At 71.6% G+C, this 15825-nt stretch carries 13 protein-coding genes; 6 read left to right on the top strand and 7 right to left on the bottom strand.

From position 1 onward, the window contains the following. Nucleotides 1–150 precede the first annotated feature (150 nt). Nucleotides 151–1086: a cation-transporting ATPase gene (locus CFK41_RS16895; RefSeq protein WP_096800727.1), complete on the top strand. Its 936-nt coding sequence runs from the start codon at nt 151–153 to the stop codon at nt 1084–1086. Between the two features lie 413 nt (nt 1087–1499). Here CFK41_RS16895 and CFK41_RS16900 read toward each other — a convergent pair whose 3' ends face one another. The 7 genes from CFK41_RS16900 to CFK41_RS16930 form a co-directional block, all read right to left on the bottom strand. Further along, complete coding sequence (locus CFK41_RS16900) at nt 1500–2246, bottom strand: GntR family transcriptional regulator (RefSeq protein WP_096801161.1); 747 nt, start codon at nt 2244–2246, stop codon at nt 1500–1502. A 152-nt stretch (nt 2247–2398) separates the two neighbouring features. After that, nucleotides 2399–3454 carry a Gfo/Idh/MocA family protein gene (locus CFK41_RS16905; RefSeq protein ID WP_096800728.1) on the bottom strand — a complete coding sequence of 352 codons (1056 nt, stop codon included), beginning with the start codon at nt 3452–3454 and terminating at the stop codon, nt 2399–2401. After that, the gene (gene iolB, locus CFK41_RS16910) at nt 3451–4344 is read right to left on the bottom strand and encodes a 5-deoxy-glucuronate isomerase (protein WP_096800729.1); all 894 of its coding nucleotides are present in this window, start codon (nt 4342–4344) and stop codon (nt 3451–3453) included. The genes CFK41_RS16905 and iolB overlap by 4 nt, the downstream gene beginning before the upstream one ends. Before the next feature lie 23 nt (nt 4345–4367). Continuing rightward, complete coding sequence (locus CFK41_RS16915) at nt 4368–5282, bottom strand: Cgl0159 family (beta/alpha)8-fold protein (RefSeq protein ID WP_096800730.1); 915 nt, start codon at nt 5280–5282, stop codon at nt 4368–4370. Beyond that, nucleotides 5279–6379, bottom strand: coding sequence for a 5-dehydro-2-deoxygluconokinase (locus CFK41_RS16920; RefSeq protein ID WP_096800731.1), 1101 nt, complete (start codon nt 6377–6379; stop codon nt 5279–5281). Before CFK41_RS16920 ends, CFK41_RS16915 begins: the two co-directional genes overlap by 4 nt. A gap of 152 nt (nt 6380–6531) precedes the next feature. Beyond that, the gene (locus CFK41_RS16925) at nt 6532–6921 is read right to left on the bottom strand and encodes a tautomerase family protein (protein WP_096800732.1); all 390 of its coding nucleotides are present in this window, start codon (nt 6919–6921) and stop codon (nt 6532–6534) included. A 96-nt stretch (nt 6922–7017) separates the two neighbouring features. Then, nucleotides 7018–8628 carry an MFS transporter gene (locus CFK41_RS16930; protein ID WP_096800733.1) on the bottom strand — a complete coding sequence of 537 codons (1611 nt, stop codon included), beginning with the start codon at nt 8626–8628 and terminating at the stop codon, nt 7018–7020. Nucleotides 8629–9043: 415 nt separating this feature from the next. Between CFK41_RS16930 and iolD the strand changes: the two genes are divergently transcribed. The 5 genes from iolD (at nt 9044) to CFK41_RS16955 (ending at nt 15789) form a co-directional block, all read left to right on the top strand. Further along, nucleotides 9044–10954 carry a 3D-(3,5/4)-trihydroxycyclohexane-1,2-dione acylhydrolase (decyclizing) gene (gene iolD / locus CFK41_RS16935; protein WP_096800734.1) on the top strand — a complete coding sequence of 637 codons (1911 nt, stop codon included), beginning with the start codon at nt 9044–9046 and terminating at the stop codon, nt 10952–10954. Between the two features lie 130 nt (nt 10955–11084). Beyond that, nucleotides 11085–12584 (top strand): CoA-acylating methylmalonate-semialdehyde dehydrogenase, encoded by a 1500-nt coding sequence (locus CFK41_RS16940; RefSeq protein WP_096800735.1) that lies wholly within the window; start codon nt 11085–11087, stop codon nt 12582–12584. Between the two features lie 158 nt (nt 12585–12742). Then, nucleotides 12743–13702 (top strand): TIM barrel protein, encoded by a 960-nt coding sequence (locus CFK41_RS16945; RefSeq protein ID WP_096800736.1) that lies wholly within the window; start codon nt 12743–12745, stop codon nt 13700–13702. Nucleotides 13703–13751: 49 nt separating this feature from the next. Continuing rightward, a complete protein-coding gene (locus tag CFK41_RS16950) occupies nt 13752–14633 on the top strand; it encodes a sugar phosphate isomerase/epimerase family protein (RefSeq protein WP_096800737.1) in 882 nt (293 codons plus the stop codon). After that, the gene (locus CFK41_RS16955) at nt 14626–15789 is read left to right on the top strand and encodes a Gfo/Idh/MocA family protein (RefSeq protein ID WP_227873132.1); all 1164 of its coding nucleotides are present in this window, start codon (nt 14626–14628) and stop codon (nt 15787–15789) included. Before CFK41_RS16950 ends, CFK41_RS16955 begins: the two co-directional genes overlap by 8 nt. Nucleotides 15790–15825: the final 36 nt, after the last annotated feature.

Consider the following 15825-nt stretch of genomic DNA (forward strand, 5'->3'; position numbering starts at 1 on the left):
CACGCGACGGCTCTCGGACGAGGCCCGTGGGAACGCCCGGAACGGTACTCAGGGAACTCCGGGCTCGGTCACGGTGAGCACGGAGGTCAGGCCCTCACGCTCGGGGGGCGCCCTCTCCTCGGGCGCGTCCCCCAACGGAAGGACACCTCCGTGAGCACGTTCCGCCGCCTTTTCGACACTGCACAGAAGGCCCTCGACGAGAAGTCCTCCGGCACGTCCCGTTCCGGACAGAGCTCCGACTGGCGGTCGCTGGTGCGCAGCGCCGCCGACACCCTCACCGGTGACGGGTCGACCGCGACCGGCGGGCGGCAGGGCCACGCCGAGCCCCGCCACCGCTCCGCGGGGGCGCAGCACGCCGAGCCCGGACTCCGCACGACCAGCTCACAGGGCGCCGCATCGGCCCCTGCCCCTGCCGCCGACCTCTCCGTGGAGGACCGCCGCGCGATCGCCCGCTACGACTACCTGGTGCGCACCGCCGAGCCGGACCAGCTCGAGCGGGTCCATCGCGAGGCGTTCGAGGCGCTCACCCCGTCGCAGCGCGCCCAGCTCTCCTCGCGTCTGGGTGAAGAGCTCCCCGCGGGCGAGCGTCCCCGCAGCGACGCCCCGCAGGACCTCGCCCGCTCGGCGACGCGGCTCGGCGCCCTCGACCCACGCCGCCTCACCTCGCTCCTCGGGCGCTCCGACCGCGGCCGACGCGGACAGGGCGGACGGGGCGCGGGAGCTCTCGGTGGCGCGGCACTGGGCGCGGGAGCGCTCGGTGCGGGCGGTCTCCTGGCCGCGGTCGCCGGCGGCGCGGTCGTGACGTCCGTGGGCGGCGCACTGCTTCAGGACGCTCTGGGAGCAGGCATCGATATCGACGCCCTCACCCCTGAACTCGCCGGCGACCTCGGCGGGATCACCGACGGACTCGGGGAGTTCGAGTCGATCGAGGGCATCGAGGGACTCGGCGGCATCGACGGCGAGGTCCCTGGCCTCGGCGGGATCGCCGACGGCGTGGGCGGGGGCGTCACCGACGCCGGGGAGGGGCTGTCCGGGCTCGGCGACCGGATCTCCGACCTCGGCCTCGGGGACCTCTTCGGGCGCTGAGCGGACGCAGCGCATCCGCCTCGGCATTGCCGCCCGTGCACTGGTGGAACACGATTCCCTCGAGGTCCATCCCCCGATCACGCCCTGCCGCGTACGAGCGCTGGCCGCTCACCGGCGCCGGATCGACGCTATGCCCCCTGCTACTCCCCGGTCATGCGCGGTTCTGCTCCAGGATCTGGATCAAGACCGGGCGTGACCGACGGGTAGCCGGGGCCGAGCGCGGCCGCCGGGGCCGAGCGCGGCCGCCGGGGCCGAGCGCGGCCGCCGGGGCCGAGCGGGGCCGCCGGGGCCGAGCGGGGCCGCTGGGGCAGAGAGAGGCGGGCGGCGCGCCGCGGTGAGGCCGGACGGAGCTGCGCGGGCCGCCGGGACGGGCTCGACGGGACCGCGCCGGGCTCACGCCGCACCCACCCACCTCACGAATCGACGAGGGTGACCTCGAAGGAGTAGCGCGAGGCGCGGTAGACGTGGAAGCCGAACTCGACCACGGAGCCGTCGTTCGCGAAGGACTTGCGCTCCATGGTCAGCAGGGCCGCGCCGAGCTGCTCGTCCAGGAGCTCGGCGTGCTCCTCGTCCGCGACAGTGGCGCCGATGCGCTCGTGGGCGAGGACCGTGGTGATCCCGGCTTCGCGGAGGCAGGCGTAGAGACCGTTCGCGGCGAGCGCCTCGCGGGTGGGGGCGATCCGTTCGGGGATGGTGTTGCGCATGACGGCCAGCGGCTCGTCATCCGCGTAGCGCACCCGGATCAGGTCCAGCACCTGCTCCCCCGGTGCGAGCTGCAGGCGGTCCACGGCCTCGGGTGAAGGCCGCCCGATCCGGTACTCGATCACCTCGGTGCGCGGCGCCTTCCCGGCGGTGCGGAGGTCGTCGTACAGGGAGGTCAGCGCGACCTGGCGGTTCACCGGCGCCTGGATCACCTGGGTGCCCACGCCGCGCTTGCGCACCAGCATGCCCTTGTCCACGAGCTCCTGGATGCCCTGGCGGACCGTCGGCCGCGAGAGCCGCAGCCGCTTCGAGAGCGCGAGCTCGTTCTCCAGGCGGCTGCCCGGTCCGAGCACGCCGGAGCGGATGGCCTCCTCGATGCCGCCGGCGAGTTGCAGGTAGAGCGGGGTCTGGCTGGAGCGGTCCACGGCGAGGTCGAGCGTGATGGGGCCTGCGGGAATCGTGTCGTCGGCGCCGGTCTCACCGGAGGGGGGTGCACTGTCCACGACGACCTCCTTCGGGTCGGGGCGGGCCGCTGCCGTGCGGTCCTGCCGGTAGCGGGCGGACGGTCCTGCTGAGCTGATCCGTTCCGAGGATACGGGGACGGCCCCGGTCAGGCAGGCTGCTCGAGCAGGGTCACCTCGACCGGGCCGTCGGCGGTGAGCGACTGCTCGGCCGCCTCGCACATCGCGGCGGCGACGTAGCCGTCCCAGGCGGTGGCGGAGCGGGGGGCGACGTTGCTGCCGTCGGCCACCGCCGCGATCCAGGCCTGGACCTCGGCGTCGTAGGCGGCGGCGAAGCGCGGACGGAAGTCGGCCGGGACCGTCCCGCCCCAGCGGCCGTCGGCCTGCTGCGTGGTGACCAGTCCGGACTCCTGGCCGATCGTCGCAGCGCCCAGCGAGCCGACCAGCTCGGTGCGCACCTCGTAGCCGGCGTCGGTGCTGACCCACAGCTCGTCGGTGACCACGGTGCCCGAGGCGGTGCGGAACAGGAACAGCAGCGGGTCGTGCAGGCCCTCGGGCGCCTTCTCGGTGCTGCGCGGCATGACGGTCTGCACGGAGACCGCAGGCTCCTCGAGGAAGAAGGAGATCGCGTCGATCTCGTGCACGGCCGAGTCGTAGACCATGTGGGTGTCGGTGAAGCCGGGCAGCACGTCGGCGTTGCGGTGCTTGCAGTTCAGCAGCAGCGGCGTGCCCAGGTCCCCCGCCTCGAGGGCGTCCTTGAGCTCGCCGTAGCCGGCGTCGAAGCGGCGCATGAAGCCGAGGGAGACCACGGGGTGGCCGGCCTCGCGCTCGGCGAGGACCACGTCGTACGCGTCGGAGGGGTTCATGGCCAGCGGCTTCTCGCAGAGCACCGGCTTGCCGGCCGCGATGCAGGCCAGGACCTGCTCGCGGTGGAACTGGCCGGGGCTCGCGATGAGCACGGCGTCGACGTCCTCCGCGGCGACGACCTCCTGCCACGTGTCGACCACGCGGGAGCCGGGCGCGGTGGCGGAGACCTTCTCGGCGGTCTCGCGCAGGTAGTCGCTGACCACGCTGACGCGGGCGCCCTTGGTGCGGCGCGCGATGCGCTCGACATGGTCGGCGCCCATCCGACCCACGCCGATCACGCCCACGCGGATGTCCTGCGGGGCTGCGCTCTGCGCCGGGCTGCTCTGCTGTGCGGTCATCGGGTCTCTCCTTCGAGTCGGGGGTCGATCCCGGCATCGGCCCAGGTGCCGCGCACCCAGGTCTGCTCGGGATGGTCGGTGATGTTCCAGGCCCGCTCCGCATCGGGGCCGGCCATGACGTTGAGGTAGTACATGTCGTGCCCGGGCGCGGCGGCGCAGGGGCCGTGCCAGCCGTGCGGGACCAGCACGGTGTCGCCGGTGCGCACCTCGGCGAGCACGTCGATCGGGCGCTCCTCGGAGCTGGCGGTGGTCTGGTGAAAGCCGAAGCCCGGGCCGGCGGGACCGTCCTGGATCTCGTAGTAGTAGATCTCCTCGAGCTCGGATTCGGAGGAGTCTCCGGCCTCGACGGTCTCGTCGTGCTTGTGCGCGGGGTAGCTGGACCAGTTCCCGCCCGGGGTGATGACCTCGCAGGCGATGAGGCTGTCCATGCCGTCGAACGCGCCGACGGCGCCGAAGTTCCGGACCTTGCGGGTCATGGCCCCGCCGCCGCGGATCTCGACCGGGACGTCCTCCGCGCGGATCAGGGCGACGGGATGGCTGCCGGTCGCGACCGCGGTGGCGAGCGCGAACCGGCCGCCGCCTGCCGACGAGATCGTGAGCTGGGAGCCGACGGGCACGTAGAGCACGTCGGTCGCCGAGGCGAAGACGTCCTCACGGCCGCGCAGCACGAAGGTCTCGCCGCCGAGGGACACCTCGCAGCCGCCGTTCAGCGGCACCACCATCGCCTCGACGCCGCCGGCGGTGACGAGCTCGCTGCCGCCCGGCTCGAGCGCGAGCACGCGCAGGCCGGTGTGCTCCCAGCCGTCGCGGGCGCCGGGATCGATGATCGTCTCGTAGTTCCCGCGGCCGGTGGAGCCGGCGGGGAGGTGGAACTGATCGTGCGTGGTCACGGTGCTCTCCTCTCGAAGGGCGGTCAGCGGATCATGTCGACGGAGGCGCGCACTGCCGCGGTGACATCGTCCCCCGCGGGGTACAGGAGCGTGCGGCCGACGACCAGCCCGCGCACGTTGGGCCGGTCCAGGGCACGCTTCCAGGAGGCGCGGAGGGTGGCCGGGTCGTCGTCGGCCGGATCCCCGCCGAGGATCAGGGTGGGCATGGTGGTGGCGTCCATGACGCGCTCCATGTCATCCACCGCCGGCAGCTTCAGCCAGGTGTAGGCGCTGGTGGAGCCGAGGCCCTGGGCGACGTGGATGGACTTGATGACCGCCTCCGGGGAGAGGTCGTTGACCACTGTGGTGCCGGGCCCGCCGGGGCGGGAGGACCAGAACGGCTCGACCATCGCGATCAGCTCGTGGCGGGCGAGGTCGGTGACGGCCTGCGCGCTGGCCTCGAGGATGAAGGAGGTGCGGTCGTCGTCCAGGTCGATGCGGGTGAGCATCTTGCCGCCGTCGAAGCCGGCCGCCCGGATCGAGGCGGCGTCATAGGCGGTGAAGCGGTCCTCGATCTCCCAGGACGCGCCCTGCAGGCCGCCGCGGTTCATGGAGGCGAACACGACCTTGTCCTCGAGCGCGCCCATGACCAGCAGGTCCTCGAGGATGTCCGCGGTGCCGAGCACGCCGTCCACGCCGGGAACGGCGAGCGCCTCGCGCATCCGGTCCAGCAGCTCGGTGCGGCTGGCCATCGCGTCCGCGCGGGGGCCGACGCCGAGGGCGCCGCGCGCGGGGTGGTCCGCGGCGATGATCATCATGGTGCCGTCGGTGTCGGCGACGGTGCGACGCCGACGGGTCGCGGCCAGGCGGGCGAACCGCCCCGGATCCTCGACGCGGACCCGCGTGACGTCCTCGTAGGTGGAGACGAATCCGCCGCCCACGGTGGTCGCGGCGCTCATGCGCGCTCCCCCGCCGGTTCGGTGGTGCCGCGTCCGCGCAGCGCTGCGAGCATCTGCTCGACGGTCTGGCCCTGGTTGGGGTCGCCGCCGGCGAGGAGCAGGTCGATCTCCTCGCTCGTGGGCATCGCGGTCGAGCACTCGAGGCGGCTGGTGACGATCGCGCCGGCCGCGTTGCAGCGGGTCAGGATGGTCTCGAGGTCCTGGCCGGAGAGCAGCCCGTGGCACAGGGAGCCGCCGAAGCTGTCGCCGGCGCCGAGGCCGTTGATCACTTGGATCAGGTTCGGGGCGACCACCACGTGCTCGTCGGCGGTCTTGCCGAGCACGCCCTTGGGGCCCTGCTTGACGATCGCGATCTGCACGCCGGCCTCGAGCAGCGCGTCGGCCGCGCGCTCCGGCTCGGTCTCGCCCACGGCGACCTCGCACTCCTCCTTGTTGCCCACGGCGACGGTGGTGTGCTTCAGCGCCTCGCGGTACTGCTCGCGCGCCTCTCCGGGGCTCTCCCAGAACATCGGGCGATAGTCGAGGTCGAAGACGGTGTGCGCGGTGCGGCCGCGCGCTCCGTCCCGGCCGCGGGCTCCGTCCCGGCCGCGGGCTCCGTCCCGGCCGCGGGCTCCGTCCCGGCCGCGGGCCTCGAGGGCGGCGAAGTGGGCGGAGCGGCTGGGCTCCTCGGACAGGCCCGTGCCGGAGAACCAGAACAGCGGCACCTCGCGGATCGCGTCGAGGTCGAGGTGCTCGGGCGCGACCTGGAGATCGGGGGCCGACGGCTGACGGTAGAAGTACAGCGGGAAATCATCCGGAGGGAAGATCTCGCACAGTGTGATCGGGGTGTTGAGCTGGTCGTTCCTCACCACGAAGCGGCTGGAGACGCCCAGGCGCTCCATCTCCTTGACGACGTAGCGGCCGAAGGGGTCGTTCCCCACGCCCGTGATCACCGCGGGGCTGTGGCCGAGGCGGGCCGCGGCGACGGCGACGTTCATCGGGCTGCCGCCGAGGAACTTGCCGAAGCTGTGGATGTCCTCGAGGCCCTTGTCGATCTCGAGCGGGTAGATGTCGACGCCGCTGCGTCCGAAGGTGATGATGTCGCGATCTGCTGCCATGGGTCGTGATGCCTCCCTGCGTCGAGAACCCGGGTCGCCTGCCGGAGCTGCTGTCGCGGCGGCGATGCCCTGCGGTCCGGCGGATGCTCCCATGGTTCCACGTGAGCATCCTCTTTGTCCAGACAAATGATGAGGATTGTCGGGCCGGCCTGTCAGAGCTCCCCGGTGAGGAACTGTGCGCGCCCCAGACCGAAGGACCAGTCCTCGCGGTCGTTGTGCACGACCGAGACGATGAGGTCCTCGGGGCGCACCAGTCCCGCGGCCGCGAGGCGCTCCGACAGCGCGGCGTAGACCGCCTGCTTCTGCTCCGTGGTGCGGCCCTGCTGGGTGATGTGCAGGATCACCACGCCGTCGCTGCGCTCGAGGCCCAGCCCGGTGTCCTCGGCGATGATCGAGCCGACGGGCAGGGTCTCGACGATCTGGTACCTGTCCGCGGGCGGGGCGCTGAACAGCTCGAGCATGACCTCCTGCACGATGTCGGCCAGCTGCCGGGACTGCTCGGGGGTGCGGACGTCCTGCTGGGTGATGCGGACGAGGGGCATGCGGGGATCCTCTCGGGTCGGCGACCGGTGCGGTCGACGGCGAACGGGCGGTGCGGGCGGGGCGGTGCGGCTGACGGTGGGGCGGTGCGCGGGAGCTCAGCGCAGGCGGATCACGCCGCCGGCCTCGCGGAACTCCCACTCGATGCGCTCGAGGGTGAACTTCTTCGTCTCCGGGATCCGCACGAAGTACCAGATCACGGCGAAGATGTTGATCGCGGCGTAGAGGCCGTAGGTGACCACCGGCCCGAGCCCGGACATCATGATCGGGAAGGTGAAGGTGACGATCATGTTCGCGATCCACAGGATCATCACGGCGAAGCCGGTGGCGGCGCCGCGGATGGAGCCCGGGAAGATCTCCGAGAGCATCACCCACATCACCGGGCCGGGGCCCGCCTGCATGCCGAGCATGAACAGCACGATGACGACCACCACGAGATAGGGCACGAAGGTGGGGATGTCGGTGGAGACCGCGCCCGAGGCGTCGATGTAGGGGTCGATCCCGAGCAGGAAGATCGCGGTCATGGCGATCAGGGACAGGGTGAGGATCGTCTGGCCCACCAGCAGCACCTGGCGTCGGCCGAAGCGGCGCAGGGCGAGCAGGCCCAGCGTGGAGCCCACCACCGAGGCGAGGCCCGTGAAGACGTTGAGGATGATGGAGGCCTGGGCGTCGAATCCGGCGGCCATGAGCACCCGCGGCGCGTAGTACATCATCGTGTTCACGCCGGTGAGCTGCTGCAGGATCGCGAAGGTGCCGCCGAAGATGATGATCGAGCGCAGCCAGGGGATCCTGATCGCGCCGCCCAGGCTGAGCGTCTCGCGCTTCGCCTCCAGGCGCAGGTTCTCGGCCATCTCCGCCACCTCGGCGCCGACGTCGTGGCGGCCCTCGACGCGCAGCCGCTTGAGGACCGCGATCGCTGCGGGGATCTCGCCGCGGCGCACGTGCCAGCGGGCGGATTCCGGCATCATCCGGATGCCGATCCAGAGGGCGACGGCCGGCAGCGAGCACAGGGCGAGCATCCAGCGCCAGGCGTGGCCGTTGCCGTCGGCGATGGTGACCCCGCCGAGCGAGGCGAGGGCGTCCCAGGAGACGGACTCACCGGCCTGGTAGGTGCCCGAGGGGTCGGAGGCGACCTCGGCGGTGGGCCCGCCCTGGACCGAGGCGATGATCGCGTTCATGACGAAGGCGGCGAACTGGCCGGTGACGATCATCAGCTGGTCGACGGCCACGAGCATGCCGCGCTGCTCCTTCGGCGCGGCCTCCGAGAGGTAGACCGGCACGGTGGTGGAGGCGCCGCCGACGGCGAGGCCCAGCACGAAGCGGGCGAGGTACATGATCACGAGGTTGGGGGCGAGCGCACAGCCCACGGCGCCGACGAAGAAGACGGCGGCGAGCAGCAGGATGTTGTGGCGTCGACCGTAGCGGTCCGAGAGCCGACCGCCGATGACGGCGCCGACGGCGCAGCCCAGCAGCAGGAAGCCGCCGATCAGGCCCTCCTCGAGGGAGGTGAGCTCGAGGCCGCCGGCGGCCTTCGGCATGAGCATGTAGGGCAGCGCTCCGGAGATGACCCCGGTGTCGTAGCCGAAGAGGAAGCCGCCCAGGCAGGCGACGACGGCGAGCAGGCCGATCGAGCGTCGCGGGCCGGAGGCGGGGGTGGATCTCACCAGGTCTCGTATCCGAGCGTTCTCCGCTGCGGGGATGGAGCTCATGTTCCCTCCTTGGAACCTGAGCCCGACGCGAGGCGTCGGGGCGCGGGCCGATGGGGCCGCTGCGCGGTGGGTGGGGCCGTTCCCGGACCGGCCGTCCCGAGGAGACGGATAGTTTGTCAGCTCAAGACGCGCCCGGGATCATGGATTGTTCGGTCTTTTGAGTCGAACCATGCGGACTTGGCGGCACGCTAGCAGAGGAATCCGCCGCTGGCGAGGGTTCGATGAGGCTCAGGGCCTGCCACATCCCTCCCGACCTGCGGGATTGTCGTCAGATTCCTTGTCCTGACATTGTCTTGACATGCCGGTCGGTTCGGTCCATGCTGGTGACCGACGAACTCACCGTCGAGTGGTCCGCATCCGACGGTGCCACCCACGTCCCGCCCCTCGCGCGGCGGATCTGCACAACGGAGGCAGCATGAGCGAGAACTCCCCCCGCCCCGCCGGCACCGTCCGGCTCACCGTCGCCCAGGCCCTGGTCCGCTTCCTCGCCGCCCAGCACGCCGAGCGCGACGGGGTCCGCGAGCGCTTCATCCCCGGCACCTTCGGGATCTTCGGGCACGGCAACGTGGCGGGGCTCGGCCAGGCCCTGCTGCAGAACGCCACCTCCCCCGCCGAGGGCGAGCTGCCGATGCCGTACTACCAGTCGCGCAACGAGCAGAACATGGTGCACACGGCCGTGGCCTACGCCCGCACGAAGAACCGTCTGCAGGCCTTCGCGTGCACCGCCTCGATCGGCCCCGGCTCCACCAACATGATCACCGGCGCGGCGCTGGCCACCATCGACCGCATCCCCGTGCTGATCCTGCCCAGCGACATCTTCGCCACCCGCACCGTGGACCCGGTCCTCCAGCAGCTCGAGGACGAGACCGGCGGGGACGTCTCGGTCAACGACGCCTTCCGGCCCGTCTCCCGCCTCTTCGACCGCATCTCCCGGCCCGAGCAGCTGATCCCCGCGGCGCTGCAGGCGATGCGCGTGCTCACCGACCCCGCCGAGACCGGCGCCGTGACCCTCTCCCTCCCGCAGGACGTCCAGGCCGAGGCCTTCGACTGGCCGCTGGAGTTCTTCCGCGAGCGCACCTGGCACGTGGCCCGCCCGGTCCCCGAGCCTGCCGCCCTCGACCGCGCCGTCGAGGTCATCCGCTCCGCGAGGAAGCCCGTGCTCATCGCCGGCGGCGGAGCCATCTACTCCGAGGCGAGCGCCGCGCTCGAGGCCTTCGCCGACGCGACGTCGATCCCCGTGCTGGACACCCAGGCCGGCAAGGGCGCCCTGAGCGCCGATCACCCGCTCTGCCTGGGCGGCGTCGGCTCGACCGGCAACAACGCGGCCAACACCCTGGCCGCCGAGGCCGACGTGGTGATCGGCGTGGGCACCCGCTACACCGACTTCACCACCGCCTCCCACACCGCCTTCGCGAACCCCGACGTGCGCTTCGTGAACCTCAACGTCAAGGCGTTCGACGCCGCGAAGCACTCCGCGACCATGGTCGTCACCGATGCCCGCGCCGGTCTCGACGCCCTGCGCGAGGCCCTGACCGGCTACGAGGCGCCGACGGAGCACGTCGAGCGCGCCCAGACGGAGCGCGCCGCCTGGGAGGAGCTCATCGCCCCCTGCTTCGCCCCGCACGACCAGGAGCTGCCCGCCCAGACCGAGATCTTCGGCGCGCTCAACGAGATGATGGGCGAGGAGGACATCCTGATCAACGCCGCCGGCTCCATGCCCGGCGACCTGCAGGCGCTGTGGAAGGCCCGCTCGCCGAAGCAGTACCACCTGGAGTACGGCTACTCCTGCATGGGCTACGAGCTGCCCGCCTCGCTCGGCGCGAAGATGGCCTCCCCCGACTCGGAGGTCGTCGCGATCATCGGCGACGGCACCTTCCAGATGGCCCCGCAGGAGATCGCCACGATCGTCGCCGAGCGGGTCAAGGTGATCCTCGTGATCCTGCAGAACCACGGCTGGTCCTCGATCGGCTCGCTCTCCGAGTCCCACGGCAGCCAGCGCTTCGGCACGAAGTACCGCATGCGCGACGAGAAGAGCGGCCTGCTCGACGGCGACCTGGTGCCGCTGGACATCCCGGCGAACATCCGCTCCTACGGCATCGAGGTGCAGGAGGTCTCGGACACCGCGGCCTTCCGCGAGGCGTTCGGCCGCGCCGAGGAGTCCGCCGAGGCGACCGCGATCGTCGTCAACACGAACCTGTACGGCCCCAACCCGCCCGGCATCGGCTGGTGGGACGTGCCCGTCTCGGAGGTCTCGACGCTCGAGTCCACCCAGCAGGCACGCACCGCCTACGACGCCGAGCGCGCCGGGCAGCGCCACTACCTCTGACCCGCCCCGGCCGCCGCGCCCCCGTCGGCCCCTGCGCCCCCGCCCGCCGCGGGCCGCGCAGGAGGACCCCGGGCCCCGCGCTGCGGCCACCTCACGACTCCCCCGACACCTGACCTGCAAGGAGAGACACATGGGATACGACGTCCAGCACTGGATCGATGGCCACGAGGATGCCGGGAGCACCGGTGACACGCAGCCGATCCTGAACCCCGCGACCGGCGGCGAGGTCGGGACCCTGCACCTGGGTGACGCCTCGACGGTGGATCGCGCGGTCGAGGTCGCGGCCGCCGCGGCCGAGGAGTGGGGCCGGACCTCGCTCGCCCGGCGCACGCAGATCCTCTACCGGATGCGCGAGCTGATGATCCAGCACACCGACGAGATCGCCGAGGTCATCTCCCGCGAGCACGGCAAGACGGTCGGCGACGCGAAGGGCGAGATCGCCCGCGGCCTGGAGACCCTCGAGTTCGCGACCTCGATCACCCAGGACCTCAAGGGCGGCTTCTCCCAGAACGTCTCCACCGGCGTGGACTCCCACACCCTGCGCCAGCCGCTCGGCGTGGTCGCCGGGATCACCCCGTTCAACTTCCCCGCGATGGTGCCCTTCTGGATGCACCCCATCGCGATCGCGACCGGCAACGCCTTCCTGCTCAAGCCCTCCGAGCGCGACCCGTCGGCCTCGAACATCGTCGCCCGCCTCTACCAGGAGGCCGGGCTGCCCGACGGGGTGTTCCAGGTGATCCACGGCGGGAAGACCGTGGTCGACGCGCTGTGCGCGCACGAGGGCATCGCGGCCGTCTCCTTCGTGGGCTCGACCCCGATCGCCAAGCACGTCCACGCCGCGGCGTCCGCCGCCGGCAAGCGCGTCCAGGCCCTCGGCGGGGCGAACAACCACGCCGTGGTGATGCCGGATGCGAACCTCGAGTTCGCCGCCGCGCAGGTCGCCTCCGGCGCGTTCGGCTCCGCGGGCGAGCGCTGCATGGCGGTGCCGGTCGCGGTCACCGTGGGCGATGCGCACGAGGGGTTCCTCGCCGCGATCAAGGCAGAGGCCGAGAAGCTCGTGGTCGGCCCGGGCGACGACCCCACGACCGACATGCCGCCGGTGATCACCGCCGACGCGCGCGATCGCGTGATCCGGATGACCGACGAGGCCGAGCAGGCCGGAGGCACCATCGTGGTCGACGGTCGCGGCCTGGTGGTCGAGGGGTTCGAGAAGGGCAACTTCGTGGGGCCGACGGTCATCACCGATCTCGCCGCGGACCACCCCACCTACACCGACGAGGTGTTCGGCCCGGTGCTCGTGGTGATGCACGTGAACAACTTCGACGAGGCGATCGCGCTGGTCAACTCGTCCCCGTTCGGGAACGGGACCGCGATCTTCACCGACTCGGGCCACTACGCGCGGCGCTTCGAGGACGAGATCCAGGTGGGCATGATCGGCATCAACGTGCCGATCCCGACGCCGGTGGGCTACTACTCCTTCGGCGGCTGGAAGGACTCGCTGTTCGGCGAACACCACGCCCACGGCCCCGAGGGCGTCGGCTTCTACACCCGCCAGAAGGCCGTCACCACCCGCTGGCCCGCCCAGAACGAGACCGTCGAGTCCTCGATGAGCTTCCCGACCCACGACTGACCGGGCCGCCCACCACCGTCGACTGTCAGCTGGCGAACCATTTCTGACCGCAATCTGGCTCGCCAGCTGACAGTCCGGCCGCACCGCACCGCACACGCCTCGCCCCGCTCCGCCTCGCCCCGCACCGCCCCGCCCCGCCCTTCGAAGGAGAAGCCCGCATGACCACCACCTCCGACAGCGCCGCCGGGCGCACCGACCGGTCCCGCAACCCCGAGGCCCCGTTCGACAAGCTCACCGTCGGCGTCTGCCCCGACCAGTGGGGCGTGTGGTTCCCCGAGGACGAGAAGCAGATCCCCTGGCGCACGGCGCTCGGCGAGATGGCCGAGGCAGGCTTCTCCGTGATGGAGACGGGCCCGTGGGGCTACTTCCCGAAGGACGCGAAGGAGCTGCGGTCCGTCATGGACGAGCACGGCTTCCAGGTCGTGGCCGGCACCGGCTGGGGCATCCTGCACAAGGAGGAGGCCTGGGCGGAGACGGAGCGGACCTTCCGCGCGATCGCCGAGACCCACGCGGCCGTGGGCGCGGAGTACATGGTGCATCTGCCGCCGATGTACCGCGACGAGAAGACCTGGCAGTTCACCGACGACCGCGAGCTGACCGGCGAGGCGTGGAAGCGCTATGTCACCAACGCCAACGAGCTGGGCCGGATCATGAAGGAGGACTACGGGCTGACGATGGTGCTGCACCCCCACGGGGACAGCCACATCGAGACCCCGGAGGAGATCTCCCGGGTGTTCGAGGCGACCGATCCGGAGCTGGTGAGCTTCTGCCTGGACACCGGCCACATCGTCTACGGCGGCGGCGACCCGGTGCAGATGATCGAGCAGTACCCGGAGCGGATCGGCTACGTGCACATCAAGGCGTTCGACCCGGACATCACCCGCGAGGCCCACGAGAAGGACTGGCCCTTCGGGGAGGCCGTCGCCAAGGGTGCCTCGGTGCGTCCGCCGGCGGGCCTGCCGGACATGAAGGAACTGGTCGCGAAGCTCGCGACGCTCGACAAGGAGCTCTACGTGATCTGCGAGCAGGACCTCTACCCGTGCGAGCCGGGGCTCCCGCTGCCCAACGCGATCGCCACCCGCGTGTTCCTGGCCGAGTGCGGCCTCGGCGTGAAGTGACTCCGCACCCTCCCATCGCCCGCACCTGACCTGCGAAGGAGCATCGACCATGGTCAAGATCCTGCTGGACCCGAGCATGTATCACCCGCATCTCTCGGTCGCCGAGGAGCTGCACAAGGCCCGCGAGCTGGGCTTCGACCACCTCGAGCTGTCCCCGCGCGCGGACTTCCACGAGTGGCACCACTATCCGAAGGTGGACCGCCACCTGATCGCCGAGGTCACGCAGGCGATGAAGGACACCGGGGTGAGCATCGGGTCGCTGAACCCCGTCTTCGACTGGGCCAGCCCGGATGAGCAGGAGCGTCAGGCGCAGGTGCGCAACTGGCGGCGCCTGCTGGAGATCGCCGACGCCCTCGAGGTGCCGCTGATCGCCACCGAGTTCTCCGGTGACCCGAACCGGGCGCGGCAGAGCGAGGCGCAGTTCTACCGCTCGATGGAGGAGCTCATCCCCCACTTCGAGAAGTACGGCCTGGAGTGCACGATCGAGGCGCACCCCTACGACTTCGTCGAGGAGAACGACCGGGCGGTGCAGGTCATCCGCGGCGTGGACCGGGACTGGCTGAACTACGAGTTCTGCTTCCCGCACGCATTCCACCTGGGCCAGGGCGCCCGCGATGTGCGCGAGATGATGGACTACGCCGGCGACCGGCTGAAGCACCTGCACATCGCGGACGTCTTCGACCACACCGCGAACGTGGGCAACCGCTACATCATGAACCCGCCCGGGGTGGACGCCCGCATCCACCAGCACAACGAGATCGGCAACGGCGAGATCGACTGGGACGCCTCCTTCGCCTACCTGCGCGAGCGCGAGTACGACGGGACCGTCTCCGTCTGCGTGTTCGGCTGGGAGGAGGAGGCCGACGCGATCAACGTGCGGATGCTGGAGCGGATCGAGAAGGAGCTCGGTCAGGGAGGTTCCCGTGCGTGAGATCGGCATCGGCCTGGTGAGCCTGGGGTGGATGGGGCGCCTGCACGCGAGCAGCTACCAGCGCCTCCCCTCCCGTTATCCCGACCTGGGGATCCGCCCCCGCCTGGTGGTCGCAGCGGACCCGCTCGAGGAGAACCAGCGCGCGGCCGTGGAGCAGTTCGGCTTCGGGCGGGCGGTGGCGAGCATCGACGAGGTGCTCGCCGATCCGGAGGTGGACGTCGTCTCGATCTGCTCCCCGAACTTCCTGCACCGCGACTTCGCGATCCAGGCCGCCGAGGCGGGGAAGCCGTTCTGGATCGAGAAGCCGATGGGCGTCTCCGCCGAGCAGTCGCGGGAGATCCACGACGCCGCCCGCTCGGCAGGGGTCGCGACGGCGGTGGGCTTCAACTACCGCCACGCCCCAGCCGTCGCCCATCTGCGCTCGATGATCGCAGGCGGCCGTCTGGGCCGGATCACGAACGTGCGCTGCTGGCTCGACGCCGACTACGCCTCCTCGCCCGACGGGCCGCTGACCTGGCGGTACGACCGGGCCCGCGGCGGCAGCGGCGTGATCGGGGACCTGCTCTCCCACGGCGTGGACCTGGTCCAGCACGTCACCGGGCAGCGTCTGGCGGAGGTCACCGCCACCTCCGACGTGTTCATCCCGGAGCGTCCGCTCCCCCTCGGCGCGGGCGTGGGCCACGGCGCCGTCGCGGTGAGCGAGGAGCGCGGACCGGTGGAGAACGAGGACTGGGTGGCGGCGCTCGGCCGGCTCGACGGCGGAGCACACGCGACGCTGGAATCCTCCCGCGTGGCGCGCGGCCACCGCAGCGACTACGCGCTCGAGGTGTTCGGCACCGAGGGCTCCGCACGCTGGTCCTTCACCCGCATGAACGAGTTCGAGGTGATGATCGGCGACGGCGGCACCGAGCACGGCTACACCACCGTGCTCGCCGCGGCCGGTCACGGCGACTACGCCCGCTTCCAGCCCGGACCGGGGATCCCGATGAGCTTCGACGACCTCAAGACCATCGAGGCCGCCGCCTTCCTCTCGGACGCCGCCCACGGCACGCACCTCGCCCCCACCGCGGCCGACGGGCTCGCCGCCGCCGAGGCCTGCGAGGCGATCGTCCGCTCCGCCGCGAGCCGGGCGTGGGAGGCCGTGCCACAGGGGTGAGGGCGAGGGGTCCGGTCGGTCTGGCCGGGCCGGACC

Origin of the sequence: Brachybacterium ginsengisoli (assembly GCF_002407065.1) — a bacterium.
Classification (GTDB): domain Bacteria; phylum Actinomycetota; class Actinomycetes; order Actinomycetales; family Dermabacteraceae; genus Brachybacterium; species Brachybacterium ginsengisoli.